Genomic DNA, 24,789 nt, shown 5'->3' on the forward strand with positions numbered 1-24,789 from the left:
TCCAAAAATTAAACCTTCTTCTCACATCAATCAAATTAAGTATTGATTTATCTTGAAATGTGACAAATGTCACAAGGGAAAAACAACCCCCGAAGATAAAATGCCTGCCATCGCATGAACGATTTATTAAGCGGCGACAAATCACAGCAGGATGTAACGGGTAAGTTTCCCGGCTGGTGTTTCCCCTGTTTATCACTTGATCTGTTCCGGTTTTAAAAATTTTGATCTTCACTTAGGAGCGCTGTATGGATGACACAACGATTATCGACTGCAAGGATAAACACTGCATCATAGGCGCCGGCCCTTCCGGGCTGGCACAGGCGCGTGCTTTTCTGGCATTGGATTTGCCATTTGATGTTTTTGAACGCCATAAGGATATTGGCGGACTCTGGGACATTGAAAATCCCGGCACGCCGGTATATGAACACACGCACTTTGTCTCATCAAGAACAGAATCCGGCTTTATGGGCCTTCCTTTCCCGCCGGGCGCCGATTTTCCCAGACGCGATGAGATTCTTGCTTATTTGCATGAATTTGCCGATGCCTATGATCTGAAAAAATACATTCATTTTTCCAGTGAGGTCGAGAAGGTTGAGCCCAAAGATGGCTACTGGCTGGTCAAAGTTAACAACCAAACGCGAATTTATCGCAGTGTAATTTGTGCTTCCGGAATGCACTGGAATCCCAGCTACCCGGAGGTCCCGGGAACATTTACCGGCTGGCAGCGCCATTCCAAAGACTACTTCAGTTCGGATGAATTCAAAAATCAGCGTGTTTTGATCGTCGGTGCCGGCAACTCGGGTTGCGATATCGCCACCGAAGCGGCAAGAAACGCCAAAGCCGCCTATATCAGCATGCGCCGGGGATATCACTTTCTTCCCAAGGTGATTTTTGGAAAACCGGCGGATATTTACGAACGGGAAAACGAATGGATGCCGTTCAGATTCAGGCAATGGGTATTCGGCCATATGTTAAACGTTCTGCTGGGCGATCTGACACGCTTTGGATTGCAAAAACCGAAACATCGCATCCTTGAAACACAACCGATTCTTAACTCCGAGATCCTTTCTTGTTTTGCCCATGGCGATTTGCACGCTAAACCCGACATCCAAAGATTCGACGGCTCGACGGTTCATTTCGTCGACGGTTCATCGGTTGAAGTCGATCAAATTATTTTTGCAACCGGCTACAAGGCCGAATTTCCTTATCTTGATTCCGAACATATTGAATGGGCAGGGCATGGCGTCGGCCATTACATGACGTGCTTCTCGCGCAAGCACCCGAACTTGTTCACGCTAGGATTTTACGAAGGCAATGCGGCGGTTTTCCCGCATCTTGAGCTATTCGCATCCATGGTGGCTTGCTATCTCTTCAGTCAGAAGCAAAAAACCGGACAAGACCAAGCGTTGCTCGAAATTGCCCGGAATGAACACGGTGATTTGCGGGGGCCGATCCATATGATCGACTCTCCCCGGCATACCTACTATTGCGATTGGCTCACATTCCGCAAGCAAGTGCGCAAGTTGTACCGGCAATTGGGCTGGCCCATGCCCGCCGCGGAGGATTTTGCGACCTTAAAAACTAATCCGGACACACAGATGCAAATCGCTACGCGGCATGTTTAAACCGCTGTACCGGTTATCCATTCCGACTCCGGATCCAGTTGGGTCTCAAATAATACTGTTAAAGCAAGCAGCTTAATTTTTTGGAACACGTGACATGAAACAGAAAAAATCAAAATCAGCCGAAAAAGTGGCTTACGAACCAATTGCCTTGGTTGGAATTGGCTGCCGTTTTCCCGGCGGATCTCATGACCCGGAAAGCTTCTGGAATTTATTGGTTACGGGCAGCGACGCCATCGTCGACATCCCGCCGGAACGTTGGAATCTCAAGCGCTTTTATGATCCCGACCACAACAAGCCTGGAAAAATGTACGTCAAGCAAGGCGGTTTTTTGCAACAGCGGGTCGATGAATTTGATGCACTGTTTTTTGGTATCACCCCCCGTGAAGCGGGATCGATCGATCCGCAGCAGCGCCTGCTGCTGGAGACCAGCTGGGAAGCTCTGGAAGATGCGGGAATCCCGTATGAATCGGTGATCGGATCCAACACAGGCGTGTTCATCGGCGCGTTTACCCTCGATCATAAACTGACTCAGATGGGCAAAATGAATCGCGATCTGATCAGTACACATACCGCCGTCGGCTCAACGATGACCATCCTTTCCAACCGCATTTCGTATATTTTGGACTTGCGCGGCCCCAGCATGAGCGTCGATACGGCGTGTTCGTCTTCACTGGTGGCATTACACCTCGCTTGCCAGGCTATCTGGAACGGTGAATCCGATTTGGCGCTGGCTGGCGGAGTCAATGTCATGATGCGTCCGGAATATCCGATTGCCATGTGCAAAGGCGGCTTTCTTGCACCCGACGGACGCAGTAAAAGTTTTGACGCGGGTGCTAACGGCTATGGACGCGGAGAAGGTGCCGGTGTTGTTGTGCTGAAACCGTTATCGGCGGCGTTGAAAGACGGCGATTCGATTTATTCACTGATACGCGGTACCGGCGTCAATCAAGATGGCAGAACCAACGGCATTACCGTTCCGAATCCAGCTTCACAAACGGCCTTGATCCGGTCGGTTTGCGATAAATACGGCATCGATACCAACGAGATCAGCTATTTCGAAGCCCATGGCACCGGCACGCCGGTCGGCGATCCGCTCGAAGCGAAAGCACTGGGCGATGCCATCGACCAGCATTCTAAGCGCTCCAAATCCCGTTTGATGGGTTCCGTCAAGGGCGCCATCGGTCATTTGGAAGCGGCGGCAGGCATCGCCGGCGTCATTAAAACATCGCTCTGCCTTGCGCATCATCAAGTGCCGCCACAAGCTAATTTGCATACGCCCAATCCCAACATTCCCTTTGAAGAATTGGGTCTGCGCTTACCGACCCGGTTGGAACCATTAGAATCCGATTCCCAATCCATTTACGCCGCTGTCAATTCGTTCGGTTACGGTGGAACTAATGCACACGTGGTGCTGGAAAATGCGCCCCCTGCTCTGAAGCTGGTTCGCGAAGAGGATGCAGCGGATCAAACTTATCTGCTACCGCTCTCCGCCCGCAGTGAGCAGGCGTTACAAAACCTCGCACGCGCTTGGATGAACAAATTTCCGCGCGATTATAAAGGAGCATTAAAAGACCTGTGCTTTTCAGCGGCGTGCCGCCGGGGACATCACGATTACCGGCTGGCGGTTATTGGCAGCACCTGGGAAAACATGTACGACCAGCTCAGCACCTATCTGGCAGGGCAAGCGGATTACACCGGGGTTGCGGGAAAAACCGACAGCAAAGCAACCGCAAAACCGGTATTCGTTTACACCGGCATGGGACCGCAATGGTGGGCCATGGGAAGAGAATTATATGAAAACAACGCCATCTACCGGGAAACCGTAGAAAAATGCGATTCGATTTTCCGCCAATTAGCGGGATGGTCCATCCTGAAAGAAATGCTGGCCGATGAACAAAACTCGAAAATCACCCAGACGGAAATAGCGCAACCGGCAAACTTCCTGGTGCAAGCCGGATTAACCGCCATGTGGCGTGCCAGCGGTATCGAACCCGGCGCGATCGTGGGCCATAGCTTGGGAGAAATTACCGCAGCTTATGCCGCGGGTGCGCTCAGCCTGGAAGATGCCATCAAAGTCAGTTATGAACGCAGCCGCATTCTTAAAAAAGCCGCTGGCGGCGGGAAAATGCTCGCCGTTGGTGTCAGCATGGAACACTGCGCTGAGTTAATCGCAACATTAACCCATGGCGATGTTTCCATCGCAGCCGTTAACGGTCCTACGCAAGTGACGCTTTCAGGTGATCCCGCCGCATTGGAGAAAATTTCAGCCCATTTGACAGCGCAGGACGAGTTCAACCGGTTTTTGCAAGTCGAGCTGGCTTATCACAGCGCCTTCTTGGAACATTTGAAACCTGAAATCAGGCAAACCCTGGCTGATTTGCAGCCTAACTTGCCGCAGGTGCCGCTGTACTCGACAGTGTCGGGAAAATTGACCGACAGTCTGAGCTTTGATGCTGAGTACTGGTGCAATAACGTGCGCGAACCGGTTTATTTCGCTCAGGCCATGGACAGTCTTCTGCAAGACGGTTACCGCATTTTTCTTGAGGTCGGTCCGCACCCGGTGCTATCAACCGCTATCAAGGATTGCTGTCAACAGCAAAATATCAAACCGCAAGCTTTTACCTCATTGCGGCGCGATCAAGCCGAACAGCGCACGTTCCGGATGGCTTTGGCCGGACTTTACACGGCTGGTTGCAAAATCGACTGGAAACGATTGTATCCGGATGATACCGTGTACGTTAAATTGCCAACCTACCCTTGGCAAAGAGAGACGTACTGGAACGAAGACCAAGAGTCCGTTACCGATCGCACCGGAACACCCGTTCATGCATTGCTCGACCGCCGTTTATCCGGCCCCAAACCCGCATGGCAGAGCGCCATCAATCGTCAATTCCTGCCGTATCTGGACGATCATGTGGTCGATGAACTCGTTGTCATGCCAGGCGCAGCTTATGTTGAAGCGGGATTGGCGGCATTTAATCAGGCAACGGGCAATACGGCGTGCGTGATTGAGCAATTATATTTTCACCAAGCGTTGATTTTGAGTGGCAATGAAAGCGAACCTTTTATCCACGTCAGTTACGATCAAGAAAACGGCCAATACGCCTTCCACAGCCACTACCAAGATACAGCATTGGATTGGACCCTGCATGCTTCGGCGAAAATTTTACCGGTAGCATTGGAATCGGAAATGATCGCGCGATCAGATATTCAGCAGCGATGCACCGAGAAAGTTAATGTCGGCGAACTGTACGCGGAACTGAACGAACGCGGCTTATCGTACGGCCCTTACTTCCGGACGATCCAGCAACTCCAGCGCGGTCACAACGAAGTATTGGCACAGATCCAGCTGCATACCGGCCTGTTGCCGGAAAACCCGGGTTACTTCTTGCATCCCACCATGTTGGATGGTTGTTTTCAATCACTCATTGCAGCCACTAGTGAAAACGACCATTTCTACATGCCGGTTGCGATCAAACGCATTAGTTATCAGGGAAAACCAGGTGATACGCTGTGGTGTCACGGCAAGCTGAATCACATCAATGAACACAGCATTGAAGGTGAACTAACGCTATTTGACGAACAAGGCAATGTGCTGGTGAAGGTCGAAGGCTTGCGCTGCCGTGCTTTAACCAACGAGAAGAAAAATCTCAGCGAGCAACTGGCGGAATGGACGTATGCGTGGCAATGGCAGAAAAAAGCGGTGCCGTCGAATGTGAAGCGCAAGGGTGGCTGGCTGGTGTTCAGCGACAGCAGCAAAACCAGCGAAACCCTGTGTCAAGAACTCGAAGCCAGCGGTAATCATGTGATACGGGTACCGCTGAATGAAGTTTATCAACAGGAATTCAGCCATTTTCAAGCACTCAATCCCAGCGAGCTTGGTTATCTGGAACAAATCGTTCTAAAAGCAAAATCGCAAGGATGCACCGGGGTCGCCTATTTATGGGGACTGGCAGGAACGGCGCACAACGATCCCGCCGGTGTCGAACAAGCCAGCGTCGCCTTACAAATTATCCAGCTGCTTGGCAAAGTGTTTACAACCCAGGCGCCTCGTGTCTATGTCGTCACTCAAGGAACGCAAGCGGTTAGCGGCGGCGGTGAAGTGACAAATATCCCGTTAACCGCATTAACCGGATTGACGCGTGTGGCATTGAATGAATTTCCGTTATTGCGTTGCACGCAAATCGATTTGGATCCGGTAAGCGCGGACAAAGAAGTTCATTTATTAACCAGGGAATTAATGTCCGATGACAGCGAAGATGACGTCGCTTTACGCGGTCAAGAGCGTTATGTTCACCGCTGGATCAGACAGAGCGTAGAGCTTCCATCGAACGAGCGCAATGGCGCAAGCGTTGACGCGTTCCGGCTCAGCAGACAGGGCCGCTATGAATTTCATGCTATGCCCGCACCGGTTCCGGAAAACGATGAAGTGGTCGTGGCGTTGCAATGCATCAACTTAACCAGCTATCAGCTTACCGACACGAACGATGGCGATGTGCACGGTTATTTTGCGCTAGGTGTCATCGATAAAGTAGGAAACCAAGTGCTCAATTGCAGCGCTGGCGAACTTGTCATGCTGGTGACCGATGAAACCATTGCTTCGCACGTCGTTTGTGCAGCCGACCAGGTATTTTCTGTCGACCAATTCCAGCTCAGCCATGACGAAATTGTTTCATTGGCAACCACGCTAGCACCCGCGTATTACGCCCTGAAATATGTCGCCCGGGTGGCGCCTTTGGAAACCGTGCTGATCGATGGCGCGTTAGGCGCTGCGGCTAGCGCTGCAGTAGAAGTGGCAAACTGTCTGGGCGCAACTCCGGTGCTTTATCACCAAGGAGAAGACATTTCCTGCCTTGGAAATCCGCAAGCAGCGCCGGTACGCGCCTGGATACGCGGCATTGACGCGCACAAACCGGAGGGTATCGAGCATTTGCTGCTGCCCGAAACACATGAAATCGTTCTAACCCAAACCCATACCGATCGTTTGCCGGTCAGTCTATTGCAAAAAAGCTTTATACACCTGGACGCATTAAAACTTGCACTGACGGCTCCGGATTTATTCCAGCAACTGCTGGACGCCATCGCGCATTTATTTAGCACGGTTCAGATTGTCAGTTTGCCGCAGATTAATGAATTAACGTTGACGGAAGGCATTGCCTACTTGTCTGGCCGGAATCGTTCTATCACCGATGCCACGCAAATTTTATCGCTACAGGATAAATCCGCCATCACGGTCATTGATCAACAACAATCCGCATTATTCGATGAACATGCAGCCTATCTGATTACCGGCGGTTTCGGCGGATTTGGACTCGAAGCGGCAAAATGGATGGCTAAGCATGGCGCCAAGCACCTGATTATGGTTAGCCGCCGCGGAGCTTCGGATGACGCGGCAAAAGCCGTATTGGATTGGTTATCGGGAAAAGATGTGCAGGTAACAGCAGTGGCCGCTGATTTGACCGATGAAACGCAAGTTAAGTCGTTATTTGACAGGATCTCCAGTACCTGCCCACCCCTGAAAGGAATATTCCATACCGCGGCCATTCTGGATGACGCCCCGATTGCCGAGTTGACTCCGGAGCGCATGACTCGGGTCATGCGTGCCAAAGCGCTGAGCGCCTGGTATCTGCATCAATACACACAAAACGATGCGCTCGATTTCTTCGTTTTATTCTCGTCGGTTTCCGCAATCATCGGCAATGCGCGTCAGGCCAACTACGCCGCAGCCAATACTTTCCTTGATGCGCTGGCAGCCAAACGCCGCGCCGATGGTTTGGCTGGCACGAGTATCAACTGGGGTGCTATTGCCACCGGTATGGCGGTGAATAGCGAAGAAGTGAAAAAACATCTGAATCTGATGGGGATGAACACCATCACGGTCAATCAAGCCATGGATTGCTGGGCGCAAATGCGCGGCACCGATCTGTCCCAATATGGATTGATGAATTGCGATTGGGAAAAGTGGCAAGCATTTGAACCCACCGGCGGCAATTCTCCCCGGTTCGGAAACTTGATCGGTCATGCCGATCAAAAATCGGAAAATGCACTCACCAAAGTCTGTCAGGAGATATTTCAGCTACCGCCAGAGCAAAGAGAAGAGGGGATGCTGCGCGCTCTTGCCGGACAAATTGCATCGGTGTTGCGTATTCCAATTGAAAAAATCGACAGTGAGCAATCCTTAATGCACATGGGCGTCGACTCTCTGATGTCTGCGGAATTGCAAGCGCTTATCAACAAGACTTTCGGCGTCAGAATTTCCACGCTGGAATTAATGCGCAGTCCAAACCTGGGGCATATGGCGCACATTCTGATGGAGAAAACGATTCTGTCGATTTCGCCATCAACCGCGGACGAATCCGTGTCAGAAAGTTCAGTGATCGAGCATATGTCGGAGAAAGACATCGACATGTTACTGGAGCAACTGTTAGTTAACGGCTCCGGTGCGATTCTGGAAACCAGTAAAGGCGCGGTTAATTTATAGGATGGCAAAAACAAAGCGTGCATTCCGGCCAACTGAAAACTGGCCGGAATGCAGGCGCGCAAAGATTCGTTAGTTTTCCATTTATTAGTTATATATCAGAAATTATACAAAGGTTTATGAAATGAACAATAAAGCCAGCAAGCTGGAAAATTTGTCACTGGATGAAAAGCGCAACCTTCTCAGAGAACTGATCTCGCAGCAGGAAAATAACCGGAATGGGAAATCGGACACAGACGACATACCTGAAGCATGGTACCGGTTCGATAAATTTCCCGACTACAGCGCATTGATGGAGCAAGGAAAGATATTCCAGGCACTGTCGATGAACAACCCGTATTTCAATCCGCATCAAGGTGTCAGCGATCATATCACCTCTATCGAAGGCAAGGATTTTATCAATTATTCAGGTTATAACTATCTCGGCTTATCAGGCCACCCCGAAGTTTCCGCCGCCGCCAAAGCTGCCATCGATCAATACGGCACTTCGGTTTCTGCCAGCCGCATCGTGTCGGGAGAAATACCGCTTCATCGCGAACTGGAACAAATTCTGGCTGAAATCCACGGCACTGAAGCTGCGTTAGCTTTAGTCAGCGGTTATTCGACCAACGTATCGGTGATCAGTCATTTATTCGGTCCCAATGATCTGCTGATCCACGATAGCCTGATTCACAACAGCATTATTACCGGCTGCAAGCTCTCAGGTGCCAGACGTATGACTTTTCCCCATAACGACTGGGAAGCCCTGGATAAAATTTTGACCGATGAGCGCCATGCTTATCAGCGTACCCTGATCATTATCGAGGGCGTTTACAGTATGGACGGCGACATTCCCGATCTCCCCCGTTTCATCGAGATCAAGAAAAAACATAAGTGTTTGCTCATGGTCGATGAAGCACATGCAGTCGGCATCATCGGACCGCGAGGATTCGGTTCCCATGATCACTTCAGCATCGACGCCGCCGAAGTCGATATCTGGATGGGCACGTTGAGTAAGGCGTTCGCGAGTTGCGGCGGCTATATTTGCGGCTCCCGGGCTCTGATTGAAAATCTTAAATACAATGCAGCCGGTGCAGTGTTATTCAGCGTCGGTATCTCCCCTCCCAATACCGCCGCCGCGCTTGCTTCGGCACGAATCTTGAAGCGCGAACCCGAACGCGCCGAGCGCTTGCGTGCCAGATCGGCTTTATTCCTGCAACAAGCCAAAGAACAAGGGCTTGACACCGGTCTGGCCAATGGCACAGGCGTCGTTTCCATTATTCTGGGGGATTCCGTTCTTTGCCTGAAGCTCAGCCAGAAGTTATACGAGGTGGGCATCAATGTTCATCCGATCATGTATCCGGCTGTACCGGAATCGGCTGCCCGATTACGTTTTTTCATTACCAGCAATCTGTCCGAAGAAGAAGTGATTTACACGGTAAACACGCTTGCGCAAGCGTTACGCCAATTGCATAAAGAAACCAGTGGCGGAGCTGCTTTATCTTGATCCGGATGGCCGCCGGAAAAATGCGCAGCAATTACACAACCCAAGAAATTAAAAGGATTCAATCAATGCTTACTCCATATACCCGCCAGATACTCCAGCATAGCTGGTGGACTGTCATTCTAAGCGTCTTGCTGGTGATGGCCGCCGGTTACGGCATCCAGTTTCTGCACTTTAAAAGCGATTACCGCATGTTCTTCAGTGAGGAAAATCCGCAGCTCCTCGCATTCGACTCCTTAAACAAGACTTATGTCCGGGATGACAATCTGCTGGTGGTGGTGACACCCGCTAACGGTGACGTATTCACCAAGGAAAATCTCGTCATCGCCGAGAAACTAACCAAAGCGCTCTGGCAAACACCGTATTCAATACGGGTGGATTCCATCACTAATTTTCAATATAGCCGCGCGACCGGTGACGAGCTTTTTGTCGAAGATCTGATAAGAAATGCCGATCAACTGAATGCGCAGCAGATCAATCAGAAAAAAGAAATTGCCTTGAATGAGCCGCTCTTAGTCAACCGGCTCATTTCGCCTGATGCCCGAGTGATGGGAATCAATATAGTGGTGCACAGACCTGCACTGGACCAGGACAAAGAAACCACGGAAGCGGTCGAATTCGTACGAAACCTGGTTGGTAAGCTGAAAAAGGAATACGTGGATTTGGATATCCGGCTGACAGGCTCTCTTATCCTGGATACATCCTTTGCGGAATCATCCAAGCACGATATGGCAACACTCACCCCGGCAATGCTCATCATCATTTGCCTCGCCCTGGCTTTGTTTCTTAAATCGTTGTGGGGCACAGTCGCCATCATCGCCATGATGGTACTGGCGGTCGTTGGGGCAATCGGCCTGGCCGGCTGGCTGGATATTGCGTTTTCCCCTTCCAGCATCCCCGCTCCAACCATTTTGCTCACTGTCGTTGTCGCCGACGCCGTGCATATCTTAACGGGTTATTACGGCGCGCTGGAGCAAGGCCGGGACAGAAAAAACGCCATGACGGAAAGCATCGCGGTTAACTTTAAAGCGATTCTTTTTACCAATCTGACCACGGCGATCGGTTTTCTTTCGATGAACTATAGCGAGGTTCCACCCTTTCAGGATCTTGGTAATATTACGGCGATGGGTGTCGGGCTCGCTTTTTTTCTGACGATCACTTTTCTACCCGCGCTGATGATGCTGTTACCGCAGCATAAAGGACGCACCGGCATCGGCAACAGCAAGACGCTGGCGCGATTGGCAAACTTTATCATCGCCTATCGCAACACCGTCTTGTCCTTTCTTGTTGTGATTACGGTTGCACTGATTGCCTGCATCCCGCTGAATGAGCTGGATGACGAGTATGTGAAATATTTCGATGATTCCATCGCATTCCGCCGCGATACCGATTACACCACAGCCAATCTGACCGGTGTATACCGCATCGATTATTCGCTCGGCAATGAAATCGAAGGCGGGATCAGCGATCCGGCGTTTCTTAACCAGGTTGACGCCTTTGTGCAATGGTACCGGAAGCAGCCGGAGGTCATGCACGTCTACGCGGTTACGGATATTCTCAAACGCTTGAACCGCAACATGCATGACGACGATCCGGCGTGGTATCGTTTGCCGGAAAGCAGGGACTTGAGCGCGCAAATTCTATTGATGTACGAAATGTCCTTACCGTACGGCTTGGATCTCAACGACCGGATCAATGTCAGCAAATCGGCAACTCGCGTAACCGTCACCTTGCATAGTATTTCCAGCCAGCAGGTGATCGATCTTGAAACACGTGCGCAGACCTGGCTGGCCGCCAATACTTCCGTCGTCAAGCACAGCGAAGGCACGGGCCCGACCTTATTGTTCGCGCATATCGGACAACGCAATATCGCCAGCATGATCTCAGGGGAAATTGTAGCCATAGGCATTATCTCGCTGATCATGATTCTGGTATTGCGTTCTGTTCAACTGGGCCTGATCAGTTTAATCCCCAACTTGATCCCTGCGGGCATTGCATTCGGCTTGTGGGGTTTGGCTGTCGGTCAAGTAGGGTTGGCAGCATCCGTGGTCGCGGCCATGACGCTGGGAATTCTGGTGGACGATACCGTCCATTTTCTCAGCAAATACCAGCATGCCAGAACACAACTCAATCTGACACCGGAAGATTCCATCCGCTACGCTTTCGCCACGGTAGGCAGCGCCTTATGGATCACTTCCGCAGTGCTGATCATGGGATTTTCCCTGTTCGCATTTTCCAGTTTCAAAATCAACAACGAAATGGGGATGCTCACTTCGAGCATTTTTGCCTTGGGATTATTTGCTGAATTCCTTTTGCTTCCCCCTATTCTACTCACCCTGGAGGCTTGGAGAAGTCACATGGCCAAATCTTCCAGTCCTGTCATCACTAAGTTTTAAAGGAGAAACCAATGAAAAAGATCATTTACCTACTCAGTATTTTCTTCAGCATGAACACGCTGCTGCATGCCATGACCGACGAAGAGAAAGGTTACGCCATCAATCGTGAAGTTGAACGCCGCGATACCGGTTTTGGCGACAGTATTCACGATGCCTTGATGATTCTGCGCAACACGCAAGGCGATGAGAGCAAGCGTGAATTCACCTACAAAACACTGGAAATGACCGGTGACGGCGATAAGGAACTCGGCGTTTTCCATCGCCCCGCCGATGTAAAAGGCACGGCCATTTTAACCTACGCGCACGGCTTAAAACCGGATGATCAATGGCTATACCTGCCGGAATTGAAGCGCGTCAAACGTATTTCAACGGTCAACAAATCCGGGCCTTTCATGGGTAGCGAATTCGCCTATGAAGACATCGCCTCATGGGAATTGGAAAAATACAAATATAAATACCTGCGCGACGAAGTTGTGGATGGTAATGACTGCTTTGTGATCGAAAACATCCCTGCGTACGAGCACTCAGGTTATGTCCGCCAAGTTGAATGGATTGATAAAACCATCTACCAGCCACGCAGGATCGATTTTTATGATCGCAAGAATACCTTGCTCAAGACGCTTACTTTCAGTGACTACAACCAATATTTAGGCCAGTACTGGAGAGCCGGCAAGCTTGAAATGATCAATCATCAGAATGGTAAAAGCACTTTATTGCTGCGCACCAACTACCGGTTCCGGCTCGGATTGACGGAAACTGACTTCATGGAAAGCTCATTGAAGAATGTGCAGTAAGATCAAACAAGATGCATTCCAATCTTCATATAAAAATTTCCCAGTAAGTCAGGATAGAAACTGCCTGTCCGGTTTAACAATGTTGCAAAAATAAAGATATTTAATCCGGCTCCTGCGGGATGCCGGATTAAATACCAACCACCCGGAATTTCTGAAAACATAGCGCTCAAAGACAACTGTAATGCGGTCTAGATTAATCCACTTCTTATTGGTTACAAGCATGATTATAACCAATGCCTACGCTGCTGAATGGTCTGGTTTTGCGGCTATAGATTTTCGTACTTATGTCAACGCTCCGGTATTTCCTGAGCAAAGCAATCTTCGTTTCGTACCGTCAGGCGTCGCACAACCGGAATTCCGCCATGAATGGGGTAATGGTTCGAACCGTTTCACCTTCATTCCTTTCGGCCGGGTTGATGCCATTGATGAACATCGAACTCACTTTGATCTTCGTGAGTTTAATTGGCTGTATCAGAATCCGAAATGGAATATACGCGTGGGTGTCGGCAGAGTATTCTGGGGTGTGACCGAGTCTCGTCATCTCGTTGATATCATTAATCAGATTGATCTGGTAGAAAATATCAACGGTGAAGAAAAACTGGGACAACCGATGGTCAGTTTGAACATACCCAGCGCGTATGGGAATTTCAATTTTTTATATTTACCGTTTTTTCGCGACCGTACTTTCCCGGCATTGCACGGAAGATTAAGGTTCGTACCGCCGGTCGATCAGAATGCATCGGAATTTAGTGGTAATGCCGGTCGCTGGCATCAGGATTGGGCGGTTCGCTGGAGCCGGACTTTTGGTAACGTCGATATCGGCATCGCGCATTTCATGGGTGTTGGCCGCGAACCCAGACTCCTGCCGAGGTTTGACAACGGATTCAATACCAATCCGACAGCGCTCGTGCCAGTTTACGATCTGATTCAACAAACCAGCTTGGATGCTCAAGCGTCACTGGGCAATTGGCTTTTCAAACTGGAAGCGATCACACGCAGCGGACAGGGCAAGCGCTTCGCAGCGGTCGTCGCTGGCGCCGAATACACACATTATGGTTTACTCGGCACCGATATCGATGTAGGCCTGCTGGCGGAATATCTTTACGATGGGCGCGATAGAACTGCGCCTCCTACCCCGTTCAATAACGATGTCTTCTTCGGCATGCGGTTTGCATTTAACGATGCACAAAACTCACAGCTCCTGGCCGGAGTTACCACCGATGTGGAAACGCAAGCCAAAATCGGCACCGTCACTGCAAGCCGCAGAATCGGTGAAAAATGGAAAATCGAATTGGAATCGCGGTTCTTCGAAAATATTTCACCGGATCACCCCAGAACGGAGATTCTGACCGGCTATCGCAAAGACAGTTATATCCAGTTCCGCATCGCGCGCTACTTCTAGCCTTTGAAGGATTATCACCATGCCAAAGAAATCATCCTCTAACCGTCGTACAGAGCAAGCGCTGGCAACCATGCTACCTTCCCCGCCTTTTTATTTTGCAATCTGTGACACGCCGAAAGATCAGCGGGCGCTTCACAAGTCGGAATTATCCTTGATAACCGGAGCCGGCATTAAGCGCCAGCAAGACTTTTGTACCGGCCGTTTTTGCGCCCATCAGGTTCTCGATAAAATGGGACATAAAGACACGCCGCTTTTAGCCGACCAGAATGGCGCACCGCTCTGGCCTTGCGGTATTACCGGCAGCATCAGCCACAGCGGCGGCAAAGCGGTTGCGGCAGCGGTTCAAAAAAAAACATTCGCGCATTAGGAGTAGATATTCAAGAATTTCTCACTCCTTTTCCGTACAGCACACTTAACAATTTATTTTCGGCAGCGGAAAAGAATGCAATTTTACTTACTCAACCCGCATTGAGGGATCAATATGCCTATAGCCTATTTTCCGCAAAAGAAAGTGTATTGAAATGCTGCTACTATGCATTCGATTGTCTACTGGAATTAAACCGCATCAACATCACAATGCAGCTGAATCAGAATATTTTCTTCGCACATATTCTCGATCAGTCAATAAATCAATCTTTTTCCAAGAAATGTAAGCCGGTAGGCCATGCGCACTTCGATCAATCGCATGTTTATACCGGAATCTGGTTGTATTAGAGAAGCGGTGAATAGCTGTTCCACGCAAGCGGTCTGCCGCGTTAGGCATTGCTCGGAAATCAGCTCTTTAAATGGATGCTTAAGAAGCACCTGAGAAATCAATTATTTTCCAATACAGAAATGCGAAAAAATTTCGCCAAGCAAGTCATCGGCGGTAAATTGTCCCGTAATCGACGACAGAACATTCTGCGCCAGCCTGAGTTCCTCCGCCAGCAGTTCCAGTTGATATTCACCTTGCGTGAAATTTTGCGCGTTCTCCAGATACATCTGCGCTTCTTTCAATGCTTCCAGGTGACGCTGCCTGGCCATAAAAATACCTTCGCCGGCATGATTAAAGTGCCAGCCGGCGAGCTCCAATATTTTTCTGCGTAATAGTTCAATGCCTGCACCCGTTCTGGCCGAAAGATAAATCGAATTTGCGCCTTCCTGATCTTCGACTCTTGGATTTTCATTAACCAGATCAATTTTGTTGAATATGGTGATGTACGGTTTACCGACAGGAATAGCATTTTGCGCCGGACTTTCATCACCAAGGTGATGCTGACTGACATCCATCAGCCGCAGCACCATCGTGGCATCCTTAATCGCTGCAATTGTACGTTCAATGCCTTTTTGTTCCACCACATCATCGGTTTTTCTGAGCCCTGCGGTGTCGATGATATGGATCGGCATACCGGAAATAGAAATGGTACGTTGAATCGTATCGCGCGTAGTTCCAGGAATTTCCGTGACGATAGCGGCTTCCTCTTGTACCAATTGATTCAGTAAGCTGGATTTGCCGACATTGGGCGCGCCCATTAATACGATGCGGATACCTTCCTGGAGCAGATTGCCTTGCCGTGCAGCCAGAAATATTTGCTCAAGGTGGGCTTGGATATACCCCAGCTTTTCGATGATTTGCAAAGTTTGTAGGTTATCGATTTCTTCCTCAGGAAAATCGAGCGTGGCTTCAATGAGCATGCGAAGCGTAATCAACGAGCTTACCAGCTCTTCAATCCGGGACGAAAAATGGCCCTGCAATGAATTGATCGCACACCGTGCAGCCTCATGCGTACTGGCTTCGATAATAGCCGCAACACTCTCTGCTTGAATCAAATCGATTTTATTATTGAGATAAGCGCGTAGCGTGAATTCACCGGGTTGCGCCAGACGAGCACCGGCAGTAAGGCAACGGTTAAGCAATGAATCCATGACCGCCGGGCCGCCATGGCCTTGTAACTCCAGAATATCTTCACCGGTATAGGAATGTGGTGCGGGAAAATAGAGTGCGATACCTTGGTCAATAATTCGCCCATCGGTATCGAGGAATTTGCTGAGACAGGCATAACGGGGCTTGGGAAGTTTACCCAGAATCGCTTCTGCCAGTTTTGTCAGATTCTTGCCGGAAATTCGAATCACACCAATCCCACCCCGGCCGGGCGGTGTTGCAATTGCTGCGATAATATCAGAACTTGCTATCGATCATCTCCACGGCTTGCTGCTGTCACTGATGACGATACCGGTTATCGATACTACCGATAACCGGTCATTTCATCACTATTTTTTCCTTGGTCTTTTTCCCTGCGGCGTACTTTTCGCTTTGACTGCCGCTTTACTTTTACCGGGAGTAGCTGCCTGCTGTGATTGTTTCTTCTCACTCTGCCCGCTATTTGCAGCAATATTGGCTTCCAGCTCAGTAATTATTTCTTCTTCAGTGGTTGCCAATGCAGTCGACTGAAGATTTTTCTCAGCCGGTTCAGGCACGTTTTTGCTTTTTTTCTTATTCTTATTGGCATCTCCCTCGGCCTTGATTTCATACATGCGCGTTATTTGCCATTGTTGCGCAATGGAGAGGATGTTGTTGCACAGCGAATAAAGCACAAGACCCGCCGGAAAGAAGAAAAAGAACACACTAAAAGCGATCGGCATGATCTGCATGACTTTCGCTTGGATCGGGTCCGTCGGTGTGGGGCTAAGTTTTGATTGAATCCACATCGATATGCCCATAATCACCGGAAGCACGTAATACGGATCGGGCACTGACATATCGGTTATCCATAACGCAAGCGGCGCATAGCGCAGCTCAACCGCTGCCAGTAACGTCCAGAATAACGCGATAAATACCGGGATTTGCACCAGAATCGGTAAACATCCTCCCATCGGGTTGATTTTCTCTTCTTTGTAGAATTCCATCATCGCCTGATGCATACGCTGCCGGTCACTGGCGTATTGCTCGCGTATGCGCTGCAGTTTGGGTGTCACCACGCGCATTTTTGCCATGGAACGATAGCCCGCAGCCGACAATGGAAAGAATAGAAGTTTGACTGTCAACGTCAGCAAAATAATGGCAGCCCCCCAGTTATCCGTCCATGAATGATAGAAGGAAAGCAGCCAGAAGAGCGGCTTGGCAAGAATCGTCAACCAACCATAATCGACTGTCAGATCGAGACCGGGTGCCAGTTCTGCAAGCTTATTCTGCTCCTGCGGACCGGCATAGAAAGGCATGGTAATATTTTTCGTCTGCCCCGGTTCAATCGTGCCGACCGGTGCAATAACGCCGGCGGTATACTGGTTGGGCGCCAGACGCTTGGCAAAATATTCACGCGGTGTATTTTGCGGAGGCAGCCAGGCCGTCAAGAAATAATGTTCGAGCATGGCTATCCAGCCATTGTCCGCATTGGTCGGATATTCCGCTTTGTTTTTATCCAGATCGGAAAATTTTATTTTCAGAAACTTTTCTTCATCCGTATACATCGCCGGGCCGGTATAGGAATGAACCATGGTACTGGCACCCGTGGGATCGTTCGCATCCCGCAGCATCTGAAAATAAGAGAATGGAATAATCGCAGCATCACTGTGATTTACGACTTCGAATTCCACATCAATGACATAACTGCCGCGATGGAAAGTATAAATTTTGGCAACTTGCACACCGTCGACTTCCGGTGCGAGAAGACGCACTGTAACCTTGTCCTGTCCAGGTTGCAGTTCATAGTTATTCGAATCTACGGTATATTTTGTTTTATGATTGGGCAGACCGTTTCCGATCAACCCTGACTGCGCAACTTGGAATCGCGCGGTTTTATCCAGTAACAGCTCATAGGGTTTGCTGATATCTTCCCTGGATGGATGCGCAATCAAGCCAAGCTGACGGATATCGCCGCCTGCCGTATCGATTTCTGCCACAACCAAATCCGTTTTGACATGAATTTTCTCACCGATAGTAAACAGATTGGGCGTTATTGACGGACTGACACCTTCGATTTCCGAGGCGGCTCCAGTTCCGCTTGCGGAAGCAGTCAATTCATCGCCGGGCACCGGCAATGGATCATGGCGCTGATTTGCGGAATCAGCAGATGCTCCCGACATGACTTGCGAAGCCGGAGGATATAATTCTTTTTGCCAAGCATCCCACAAAAACAGTAGCGAGGTGGAGAAGATAATGATAAGTATGAGTTTTCTTGTTTCCATTATTTATCTAATCAAGTTAATTTTTCGACAAAGCGCTAAAACTCCCGTGCATCACTCGATAGCCGCTATTGGTTTTATTTCACTCAGGACAGCGCTATCTTGTCGACAATTCTTACTCATAAACAATAAATTAGTTGAGTACTATGGCTGCAGTAGGATTGATATATTAAGGGATGGGCTCGTAACCGCCTTTACTCCAGGGATTGCAACGCAGTACGCGCCAGACACTCAATCGTGTTCCATGAAAAAAACCATATTTAGCGTATGCATCGCAAGCGTATTGTGAACAAGTTGGACTAAAACGGCATGATGGCGCAAAAAGAGGGCTAATACAATATTGATAGAATTTTATTAAGGCAATAATTAACCGTGACATTGCTGTAGTTGAAGCATTAATGATTGTGTCTCAGCAGCCAACCTTATCAACTCGCTTCTGGGGACAGGCCGCCGTAACCGCATAACCCAATCCATTTTTATCGTTTGGTCGTAAAACCGGTTCTTGCGAAACGCTTCCCGTAAAATACGTTTAATTTTATTGCGTTTAACCGCAGACCGTTCAACTCTTTTTGCAACAATTAATCCTAGCCGCGCATATTCAAACTCATTCGGCTTCATATAAATTTGGATTAAATCACCACTGGCCTGGCATTTCAAATTGATTACCGCAGCAAACTCAGCTGCCTTACGTAATCTGTAATTTCTGGGCAAAGAACCGGTTTCAACAAATCTAAAAATAAAATTTTCCAGCCGGAACTAAACGCTTAATCGAGCGCGCCCTTTTGCACGGCGAGCGCGGATAACTGCTGCCCCACCACGCGTTCTCATGCGAACTAGAAATCCATGTGTACGTTTTCTTCTCGTCACTGAAGGTTGATAAGTACGTTTCATTTTTCTCTCTAATTTATTTAGTCAATAGAACCGCGTATTAGAACTTGTTATGGGTCTTCATGTCAACTTTCTTTTCGATTCATTTCCAATCCGAGTGCGCATAACCATTTGCTAAAGCAAGCACCGGCAAGTTCGAGTATTGCAGTTCATGGATTAGCAAGAGTGCTTCTTCTTTTTGATAGAATCAGGTTTATTGATAATTGATTGATTCATGAAACCATACACGCGGTTTGAAATAAACATACTCCCATGAGCACGCTCTGTCCGCTTGATAACATTCGCATCGTGCTCAGTCACACGAGTCACCCCGGTAACATCGGTGCGGCGGCGCGGGCCATGAAAACGATGGGGCTGCACTCACTGTATCTGGTTAATCCGAAATCTTTCCCTGAGCAGGAAGCGGATGCCCGCGCTGCCAATGCCGTTGATGTTTTACACAAAACCAAAGTTTGCGAAGATCTTGATGAGGCACTAGAGAACACTGTCCAGACCGCCGCAATTACAGCGCGGCCGCGCGAGCTATCGCCCGTTGTTTTCGACGCCAGACAGGGTGCGCGGGAATTACTGCAACTGGCGCAGCGGCAGCCGGTAGCATTACTGTTCGGCCGTGAAAACTCCGGTCTCACAACCGCGGAAGTCAATAAATGCCAGATCATCATTCATATCCCGGCAAATCCCGATTATCCTTCATTAAACTTGGCTAGCGCGGTGCAAATAATGGCTTATGAACTACGCATGGCGCTGACTGAAAATACCGAACCTGCTGCCATTGACAGGAAGCTGGCGAACTTCGATGAGCTGGAATCATTGTATGCGCATCTTGAACGGCTAATGACCGTTAGCGGCTTTCTTGATCCGCAAAAGCCTAAGCTACTGATGCAACGGATCCGCCGCATGCTCGCCCGGATACGGCTGGAAAAAGAAGAAGTGCAGATTTTGCGCGGTATTTTGACAGCTTTGGGTAAGCGCTGGTAAAAACAAAAAACCTTTTAATCGCTGCTTTCTAATTTTCTTTGATCAGCGTTCCGATACCTTGATCAGTCAAAATCTCCAGCAGCAGTGCATGTTCCACGCGTCCGTCAATAATGTGACAAGACTTGACGCCTTGCTTGACCGCATCCAGCGCCGATCCTATTTTAGGCAGCATGCCGCCGGATATAGTACCATCGGCAAACAATTCATCGACTCTTTGTGCGGTTAAACCGGTTAACAAGCTGCCGTTTTTGTCCAGCACACCGGGAATATTTGACAGCAAAATCAGTTTTTCCGCTTGGAGAATTTCCGCCAGTTTTCCAGCCACCAAATCGGCATTGATGTTATACGATTCGCCGTCCGCACCCACGCCGATTGGTGCGATTACCGGAATAAAATCCTGCGTATCGAGAAGTGCGATAAGCGTCGGATCGATCGATTCGATCTCACCAACCTGGCCGATATTGATCCATTTACCTGCTGCTTCCCGGTCCGCCATGAGCATTTTTTTAGCACGGATAAAAGCGCCGTCCTTGCCCGTCAGGCCGACCGCTTTGCCGCCGTGACGATTGATCAGATTCACGATATCTTTGTTAACCGATCCGCCCAACACCATTTCAACTACATTCATAGTCTCGGCATCGGTCACGCGCATGCCTTGGATAAATTCACCTTGTTTCCCGACACGTTTGAGCATATCGTCGATCTGCGGGCCGCCGCCATGAACAATTACCGGATTCATGCCGACCAATTTCAGCAACACGACATCGCGCGCAAACCCATGCTTCAGATTTTCCTCAATCATGGCGTTGCCGCCATATTTAATGACGATAGTTTTACCGTGAAAGCGTTGGATATACGGCAGAGCTTCGGCCAGAATTTTGGCCTTTTCTTTAGCAAGAATATGGGAAGTCGACATGTTTTCTCAATCAATTTTCAAAAAATATAGTGCCATAAATAATGTATTGAACGTTTCATTCACACGCGATCCGGAGAAATTCTTCATCACCGATCAATTTAAGTAAGCTTAACTCCCGCCATTGCCGTCCTTCCGCATCTTTATATTGGGCTGTAATACACTTCGGTAGTTTTTTCTTAGCTATTTTAACCGAAGAAAATTCGGATAAATCCCGTATCCCTAACATGCTATTGACGATAAAACCGGCATATTGCTTATTACCGGACGACACCAGCAAGATTCGTGACTTTAAATTGAACGGCGCGGAATGGCCGCCGAGATAAACACCGAGGTCCGTAATACCGTAGAGATTTCCACGCACATTGGCCAAACCTAGAAACCACGGCTGCGTCAATGGAACGTGCGCTAATTTGGGTATCGGTATCACTTCACTGACTTCGGTCATGGAAATCAGATAACGATCCTCGCCCGCTGCAACGCCCAGAACGGCTGACGCAGTCTCGTGGCTATCGGTACCTTTCATTTGCACAACTTACTCAATTAGTATTCATCCGTGTTTAGCATTACCGTTAAATCGCATCTTCCGCAACTCTCGCTGCGGCAATTGATTATTCGTTATCCGGTTATTTTACTGTATTATCGGCCATGAAAATTTGAATTCTATGGAGTCAAAAACATGAAACACTTCAACTGCGGCTGGCTATTGCTTGTTTTATTATCGCCATTTCTGACCGGTTGCGTCCCTATGTTTGCAGTCGGCACTGCAGCGGGAACGGGAGCTTATATCTCTGAAGATCGCAGAACCAGTGGCATGTTCATCGAAGATGAAGGTATTGAACTCAAAAGTGCACGACGCATTCATCAGCAATTTGGCGATAAAGTGCACATCAATGTTACCAGTTACAACCGCATGGTTCTGTTAAGCGGTGAAGCTCCTACTGAGACTATCAAAACCGATATCGGCAGGCTCGTGATGGGTGTCGATAATGTACGCAGAATTTTCAATGAAATTGCTGTCGCCGGAAACACTTCACTGGCCTCCCGCAGCAATGACACACTGCTTACCTCTAAAGTAAAAACGCGTTTTCTCGCTGAGCGTAAGTTTCAGATCAATCATGTCAAAATTGTGACGGAAAATGAAGTCGTTTATTTGCTGGGTGTCGTTACGCGGCAAGAAGCCGATAGCGCGGCTCAGATTGCGAGCTCCACTTCCGGCGTGAAAAAAGTCGTAAAAGTATTCGAATATCTGAATTAGCTTCTTCAGTCAATTTCATTGATGCTACCGGAAAATTTGCTTACTGAATTACGCAGCCTTTTTCCATCCGATCGTTTCTATACCGATCCGGCTGATTGCTACGCCTATGCCTATGACAACAGCCGCAAGATTTATCCTCCGGATGCCGTATTGTTTCCGCTTACTACCGCCGAAGTGCAACAGGCTGTCAGATTATGCAACCGCTATCGGATCCCACTTATTCCTCGCGGACGCGGCACGGGAACCGCTGGCGGTAGCTTGCCGGAATTTGGCGGTATCGCTTTATCAATGGAGCGCATGCTGAACATTATTTCGGTTGATCCAGCCAATCGAGTGATCATTGCTGAGCCCGGTGTATTGAATCAAACCATACAAGAAACAGCAAAGCCTTATGGTTTTTTCTGGCCGCCGGACCCTTCCAGTGCTATGTTTTCGACCATCGGCGGAAATATCGCGACCAGTGCTGGCGGACCACACGCAGTTAAATACGGCACTACCCGCGAGCACGTGCTAGGCCTGAAAGCTGTTACCGGCACCGGAGATTTGATTACCACAGGATGCTACACCACCAAAGGTGTCGTCGGTTATGATCTTACCCGCCTCCTGATTGGTTCGGAGGGCACACTCGCCATCATTACCGAAGCGACACTCAAACTTACTGCATTGCCCGCTGCCATCGCCGGTATCACAGCGCATTTTCGCGATTTAGCCAGTTGCACCGCCGCTATTGTTAAAATTATGGCATTACCGCAACTGCCTAGCGCGCTTGAGTTCTTGGATTCCGGTTCACTGAGTTTAATACGAAGTCGCTACCCCGATATGCTTCCTGTAAACACAAACGCTATGCTAATGATCGAGGTTGATGGTTCCCGCAACGACATTGCCGATTCGATAGCGGCAATTCTGGCGGCATGCCAATCAGACGGTTTAATTCATGCCGCAGAAGTCGAAAATACAGGCGCTTTATGGAAGGCTCGTAAAGCGCTCTCACCGCTGTTGCGCGAGATTGCACCGAAGAAAATCAATGAGGATATTGTTGTGCCTGTTGATACATTGCCGCAATTTCTGCATGGATTGACACAGCTCAGCGCACACTACCAGCTGCACAATGTCAATTTTGGTCATGCCGGCAATGGCAATATCCATGTAAACCTATTGATTAATCCAGACAATGCGGATGAAGTGGTACGAGCAGAGCGCTGCTTGAATGAAATATTCGACCTAGTGATTAAGCTTCGCGGCACACTTTCAGGCGAACATGGTGTTGGCAGCGAAAAGCGCGCTTTTGTAACTAAAGAAATTGATCGTGTGACTTTAGAATTAATGCGGAATATCAAACGATTGTTTGATCCTAACAATATACTGAATCCGGGTAAGTTATTTCCTGCAGTAGAAAAAACCTGATATCTCTACTCTTTTGAATATTGCACTCGCGATATTTAATTGTTACAAAATAAATATCGCGAGCAACAGCTTAATTGAAAATCTAGAAAAAGAAATAGTGATCCACAAGCAACGCCACGAACAGTAGCGCTAAATAGAGTATGGAATAACGAAACGCTTCGCGCGCCAATTGATCGCTGTAATTGCGGTATATCTCAATAGCGTAGTACATAAAAATGCCATTGAGTATTGTTGAGCTCACCAAATAGATCAGTCCGCTCATTTGTGTGATGTAAGGCAATATTGTAATTACACATAAAATAACGGTATACAACAGTACGTGCAATTTCGTAAATTGATCACCGTGTGTAACGGGTAGCATCGGCATACCAATTGAAGCATATTCATTTTTTCTGTACAGCGCCAATGCCCAAAAATGAGGAGGCGTCCAGGCGAATATGATCAGAAATAGCAACAATGCATCGCTTGCTATTTCACCGGTAACAGCTGTCCATCCAAGTACCGGGGGCATAGCACCTGATGCTCCTCCGATTACGATATTTTGAGGCGTTAGCGGTTTTAAGATAACCGTATAAATAATGGCATAACCCACAAAAGTGCCTAGTGTTAACCACATGGTTAATTCATTCACCCATTCATATAATATAAATAAGCCAAATCCACCGACAAGCAGCAGAAAAAAAAGTGTTTCTGGTACGCTTACTTTTCCTTGCGGCAAAGGTCTACCTTTTGTGCGCGCCATTACTGCGTCCATTTTTTGTTCAACCAAACAATTTAATGCTGCCGCAGCACCAGCAACTAATGCTATGCCTACAGTTCCAAAAAACAAAGTGTCGAGAGGCACTGCACCAGGAACTGCCATAAACATTCCTATAACTGCCGTGAATACAATTAGCGATACAACGCGCGGCTTTGTCAGCCGGTAAAATTGGTTTATTCGCACTGCTGTTTCATGCCATGTCATACTGGTAGCCATTTCATTAACCTCCCTATCATTCAAATATTCTTA

At 48.7% G+C, this 24,789-nt stretch carries 19 protein-coding genes; 11 read left to right on the plus strand and 8 right to left on the minus strand.

Features of this window, described 5'->3' with window-relative positions; all coding sequences use genetic code 11:
• Positions 1–245 precede the first annotated feature (245 nt).
• From HRU78_13670 to HRU78_13705, 8 genes are all read left to right on the plus strand, one after another.
• Entirely contained in the window at positions 246–1,625 is a 1,380-nt protein-coding gene (locus HRU78_13670; protein QOJ24563.1) for an NAD(P)-binding domain-containing protein, read from the plus strand.
• A 94-nt stretch (positions 1,626–1,719) separates the two neighbouring features.
• Positions 1,720–8,106: an SDR family NAD(P)-dependent oxidoreductase gene (locus tag HRU78_13675; protein QOJ24564.1), complete on the plus strand. Its 6,387-nt coding sequence runs from the start codon at positions 1,720–1,722 to the stop codon at positions 8,104–8,106.
• Positions 8,107–8,227: 121 nt separating this feature from the next.
• Positions 8,228–9,589, plus strand: a complete 1,362-nt coding sequence (locus HRU78_13680; protein ID QOJ24565.1) for an aminotransferase class I/II-fold pyridoxal phosphate-dependent enzyme — start codon at positions 8,228–8,230, stop codon at positions 9,587–9,589.
• A gap of 65 nt (positions 9,590–9,654) precedes the next feature.
• The gene (locus HRU78_13685; protein ID QOJ24566.1) at positions 9,655–11,982 is read left to right on the plus strand and encodes an MMPL family transporter; all 2,328 of its coding nucleotides are present in this window, start codon (positions 9,655–9,657) and stop codon (positions 11,980–11,982) included.
• Positions 11,983–11,993: 11 nt separating this feature from the next.
• The gene (locus HRU78_13690; GenBank protein ID QOJ24567.1) at positions 11,994–12,776 is read left to right on the plus strand and encodes an outer membrane lipoprotein-sorting protein; all 783 of its coding nucleotides are present in this window, start codon (positions 11,994–11,996) and stop codon (positions 12,774–12,776) included.
• 220 nt (positions 12,777–12,996) lie between these two features.
• Positions 12,997–14,178, plus strand: a complete 1,182-nt coding sequence (locus HRU78_13695; protein QOJ24568.1) for a hypothetical protein — start codon at positions 12,997–12,999, stop codon at positions 14,176–14,178.
• A gap of 19 nt (positions 14,179–14,197) precedes the next feature.
• On the plus strand, positions 14,198–14,545 hold the full coding sequence (locus HRU78_13700; GenBank protein QOJ24569.1) for a hypothetical protein: 348 nt from the start codon (positions 14,198–14,200) through the stop codon (positions 14,543–14,545).
• The gene (locus HRU78_13705) at positions 14,464–14,892 is read left to right on the plus strand and encodes a 4-phosphopantetheinyl transferase family protein (GenBank protein ID QOJ24570.1); all 429 of its coding nucleotides are present in this window, start codon (positions 14,464–14,466) and stop codon (positions 14,890–14,892) included. Before HRU78_13700 ends, HRU78_13705 begins: the two co-directional genes overlap by 82 nt.
• A 102-nt stretch (positions 14,893–14,994) precedes the next feature.
• On the opposite strand, the gene mnmE is transcribed toward HRU78_13705, so the two are convergent.
• The 5 genes from mnmE to rpmH all read right to left on the minus strand — a co-directional run bounded on the left by mnmE (position 14,995) and on the right by rpmH (position 19,230).
• Positions 14,995–16,350 (minus strand): tRNA uridine-5-carboxymethylaminomethyl(34) synthesis GTPase MnmE, encoded by a 1,356-nt coding sequence (gene mnmE, locus HRU78_13710; protein ID QOJ25066.1) that lies wholly within the window; start codon positions 16,348–16,350, stop codon positions 14,995–14,997.
• Positions 16,351–16,428: 78 nt separating this feature from the next.
• Complete coding sequence (yidC, locus tag HRU78_13715; protein QOJ24571.1) at positions 16,429–18,342, minus strand: membrane protein insertase YidC; 1,914 nt, start codon at positions 18,340–18,342, stop codon at positions 16,429–16,431.
• Positions 18,343–18,508: 166 nt separating this feature from the next.
• Positions 18,509–18,718 (minus strand): membrane protein insertion efficiency factor YidD, encoded by a 210-nt coding sequence (gene yidD / locus HRU78_13720; GenBank protein QOJ24572.1) that lies wholly within the window; start codon positions 18,716–18,718, stop codon positions 18,509–18,511.
• Positions 18,706–19,077 carry a ribonuclease P protein component gene (rnpA, locus tag HRU78_13725; GenBank protein ID QOJ25067.1) on the minus strand — a complete coding sequence of 124 codons (372 nt, stop codon included), beginning with the start codon at positions 19,075–19,077 and terminating at the stop codon, positions 18,706–18,708. The genes yidD and rnpA overlap by 13 nt, the downstream gene beginning before the upstream one ends.
• An 18-nt stretch (positions 19,078–19,095) precedes the next feature.
• Positions 19,096–19,230, minus strand: coding sequence for a 50S ribosomal protein L34 (gene rpmH, locus HRU78_13730; protein QOJ24573.1), 135 nt, complete (start codon positions 19,228–19,230; stop codon positions 19,096–19,098).
• A 249-nt stretch (positions 19,231–19,479) separates the two neighbouring features.
• On the opposite strand from rpmH, the gene HRU78_13735 reads away from it, so the two are divergent.
• Positions 19,480–20,205: an RNA methyltransferase gene (locus HRU78_13735; protein ID QOJ24574.1), complete on the plus strand. Its 726-nt coding sequence runs from the start codon at positions 19,480–19,482 to the stop codon at positions 20,203–20,205.
• Positions 20,206–20,233: 28 nt separating this feature from the next.
• Here the strand turns inward: HRU78_13735 and argB are convergent, their stop codons facing one another.
• Together argB and HRU78_13745 are read right to left on the minus strand one after the other, a co-directional pair.
• On the minus strand, positions 20,234–21,121 hold the full coding sequence (gene argB, locus HRU78_13740) for an acetylglutamate kinase (GenBank protein ID QOJ24575.1): 888 nt from the start codon (positions 21,119–21,121) through the stop codon (positions 20,234–20,236).
• Positions 21,122–21,176: 55 nt separating this feature from the next.
• Positions 21,177–21,644, minus strand: a complete 468-nt coding sequence (locus HRU78_13745; GenBank protein QOJ24576.1) for a chemotaxis protein CheW — start codon at positions 21,642–21,644, stop codon at positions 21,177–21,179.
• A 153-nt stretch (positions 21,645–21,797) separates the two neighbouring features.
• Here HRU78_13745 and HRU78_13750 point away from each other — a divergent pair, with 153 nt between their 5' ends.
• Together HRU78_13750 and HRU78_13755 are read left to right on the plus strand one after the other, a co-directional pair.
• A complete protein-coding gene (locus HRU78_13750; protein ID QOJ24577.1) occupies positions 21,798–22,376 on the plus strand; it encodes a BON domain-containing protein in 579 nt (192 codons plus the stop codon).
• 21 nt (positions 22,377–22,397) lie between these two features.
• Entirely contained in the window at positions 22,398–23,780 is a 1,383-nt protein-coding gene (locus tag HRU78_13755) for an FAD-binding protein (GenBank protein ID QOJ24578.1), read from the plus strand.
• An 82-nt stretch (positions 23,781–23,862) separates the two neighbouring features.
• On the opposite strand, the gene HRU78_13760 is transcribed toward HRU78_13755, so the two are convergent.
• Entirely contained in the window at positions 23,863–24,756 is an 894-nt protein-coding gene (locus HRU78_13760; protein QOJ24579.1) for a protoheme IX farnesyltransferase, read from the minus strand.
• Positions 24,757–24,789 lie beyond the last annotated feature (33 nt).

The organism is Gammaproteobacteria bacterium, assembly GCA_015709635.1.
Taxonomy (GTDB): domain Bacteria; phylum Pseudomonadota; class Gammaproteobacteria; order Burkholderiales; family Nitrosomonadaceae; genus Nitrosomonas.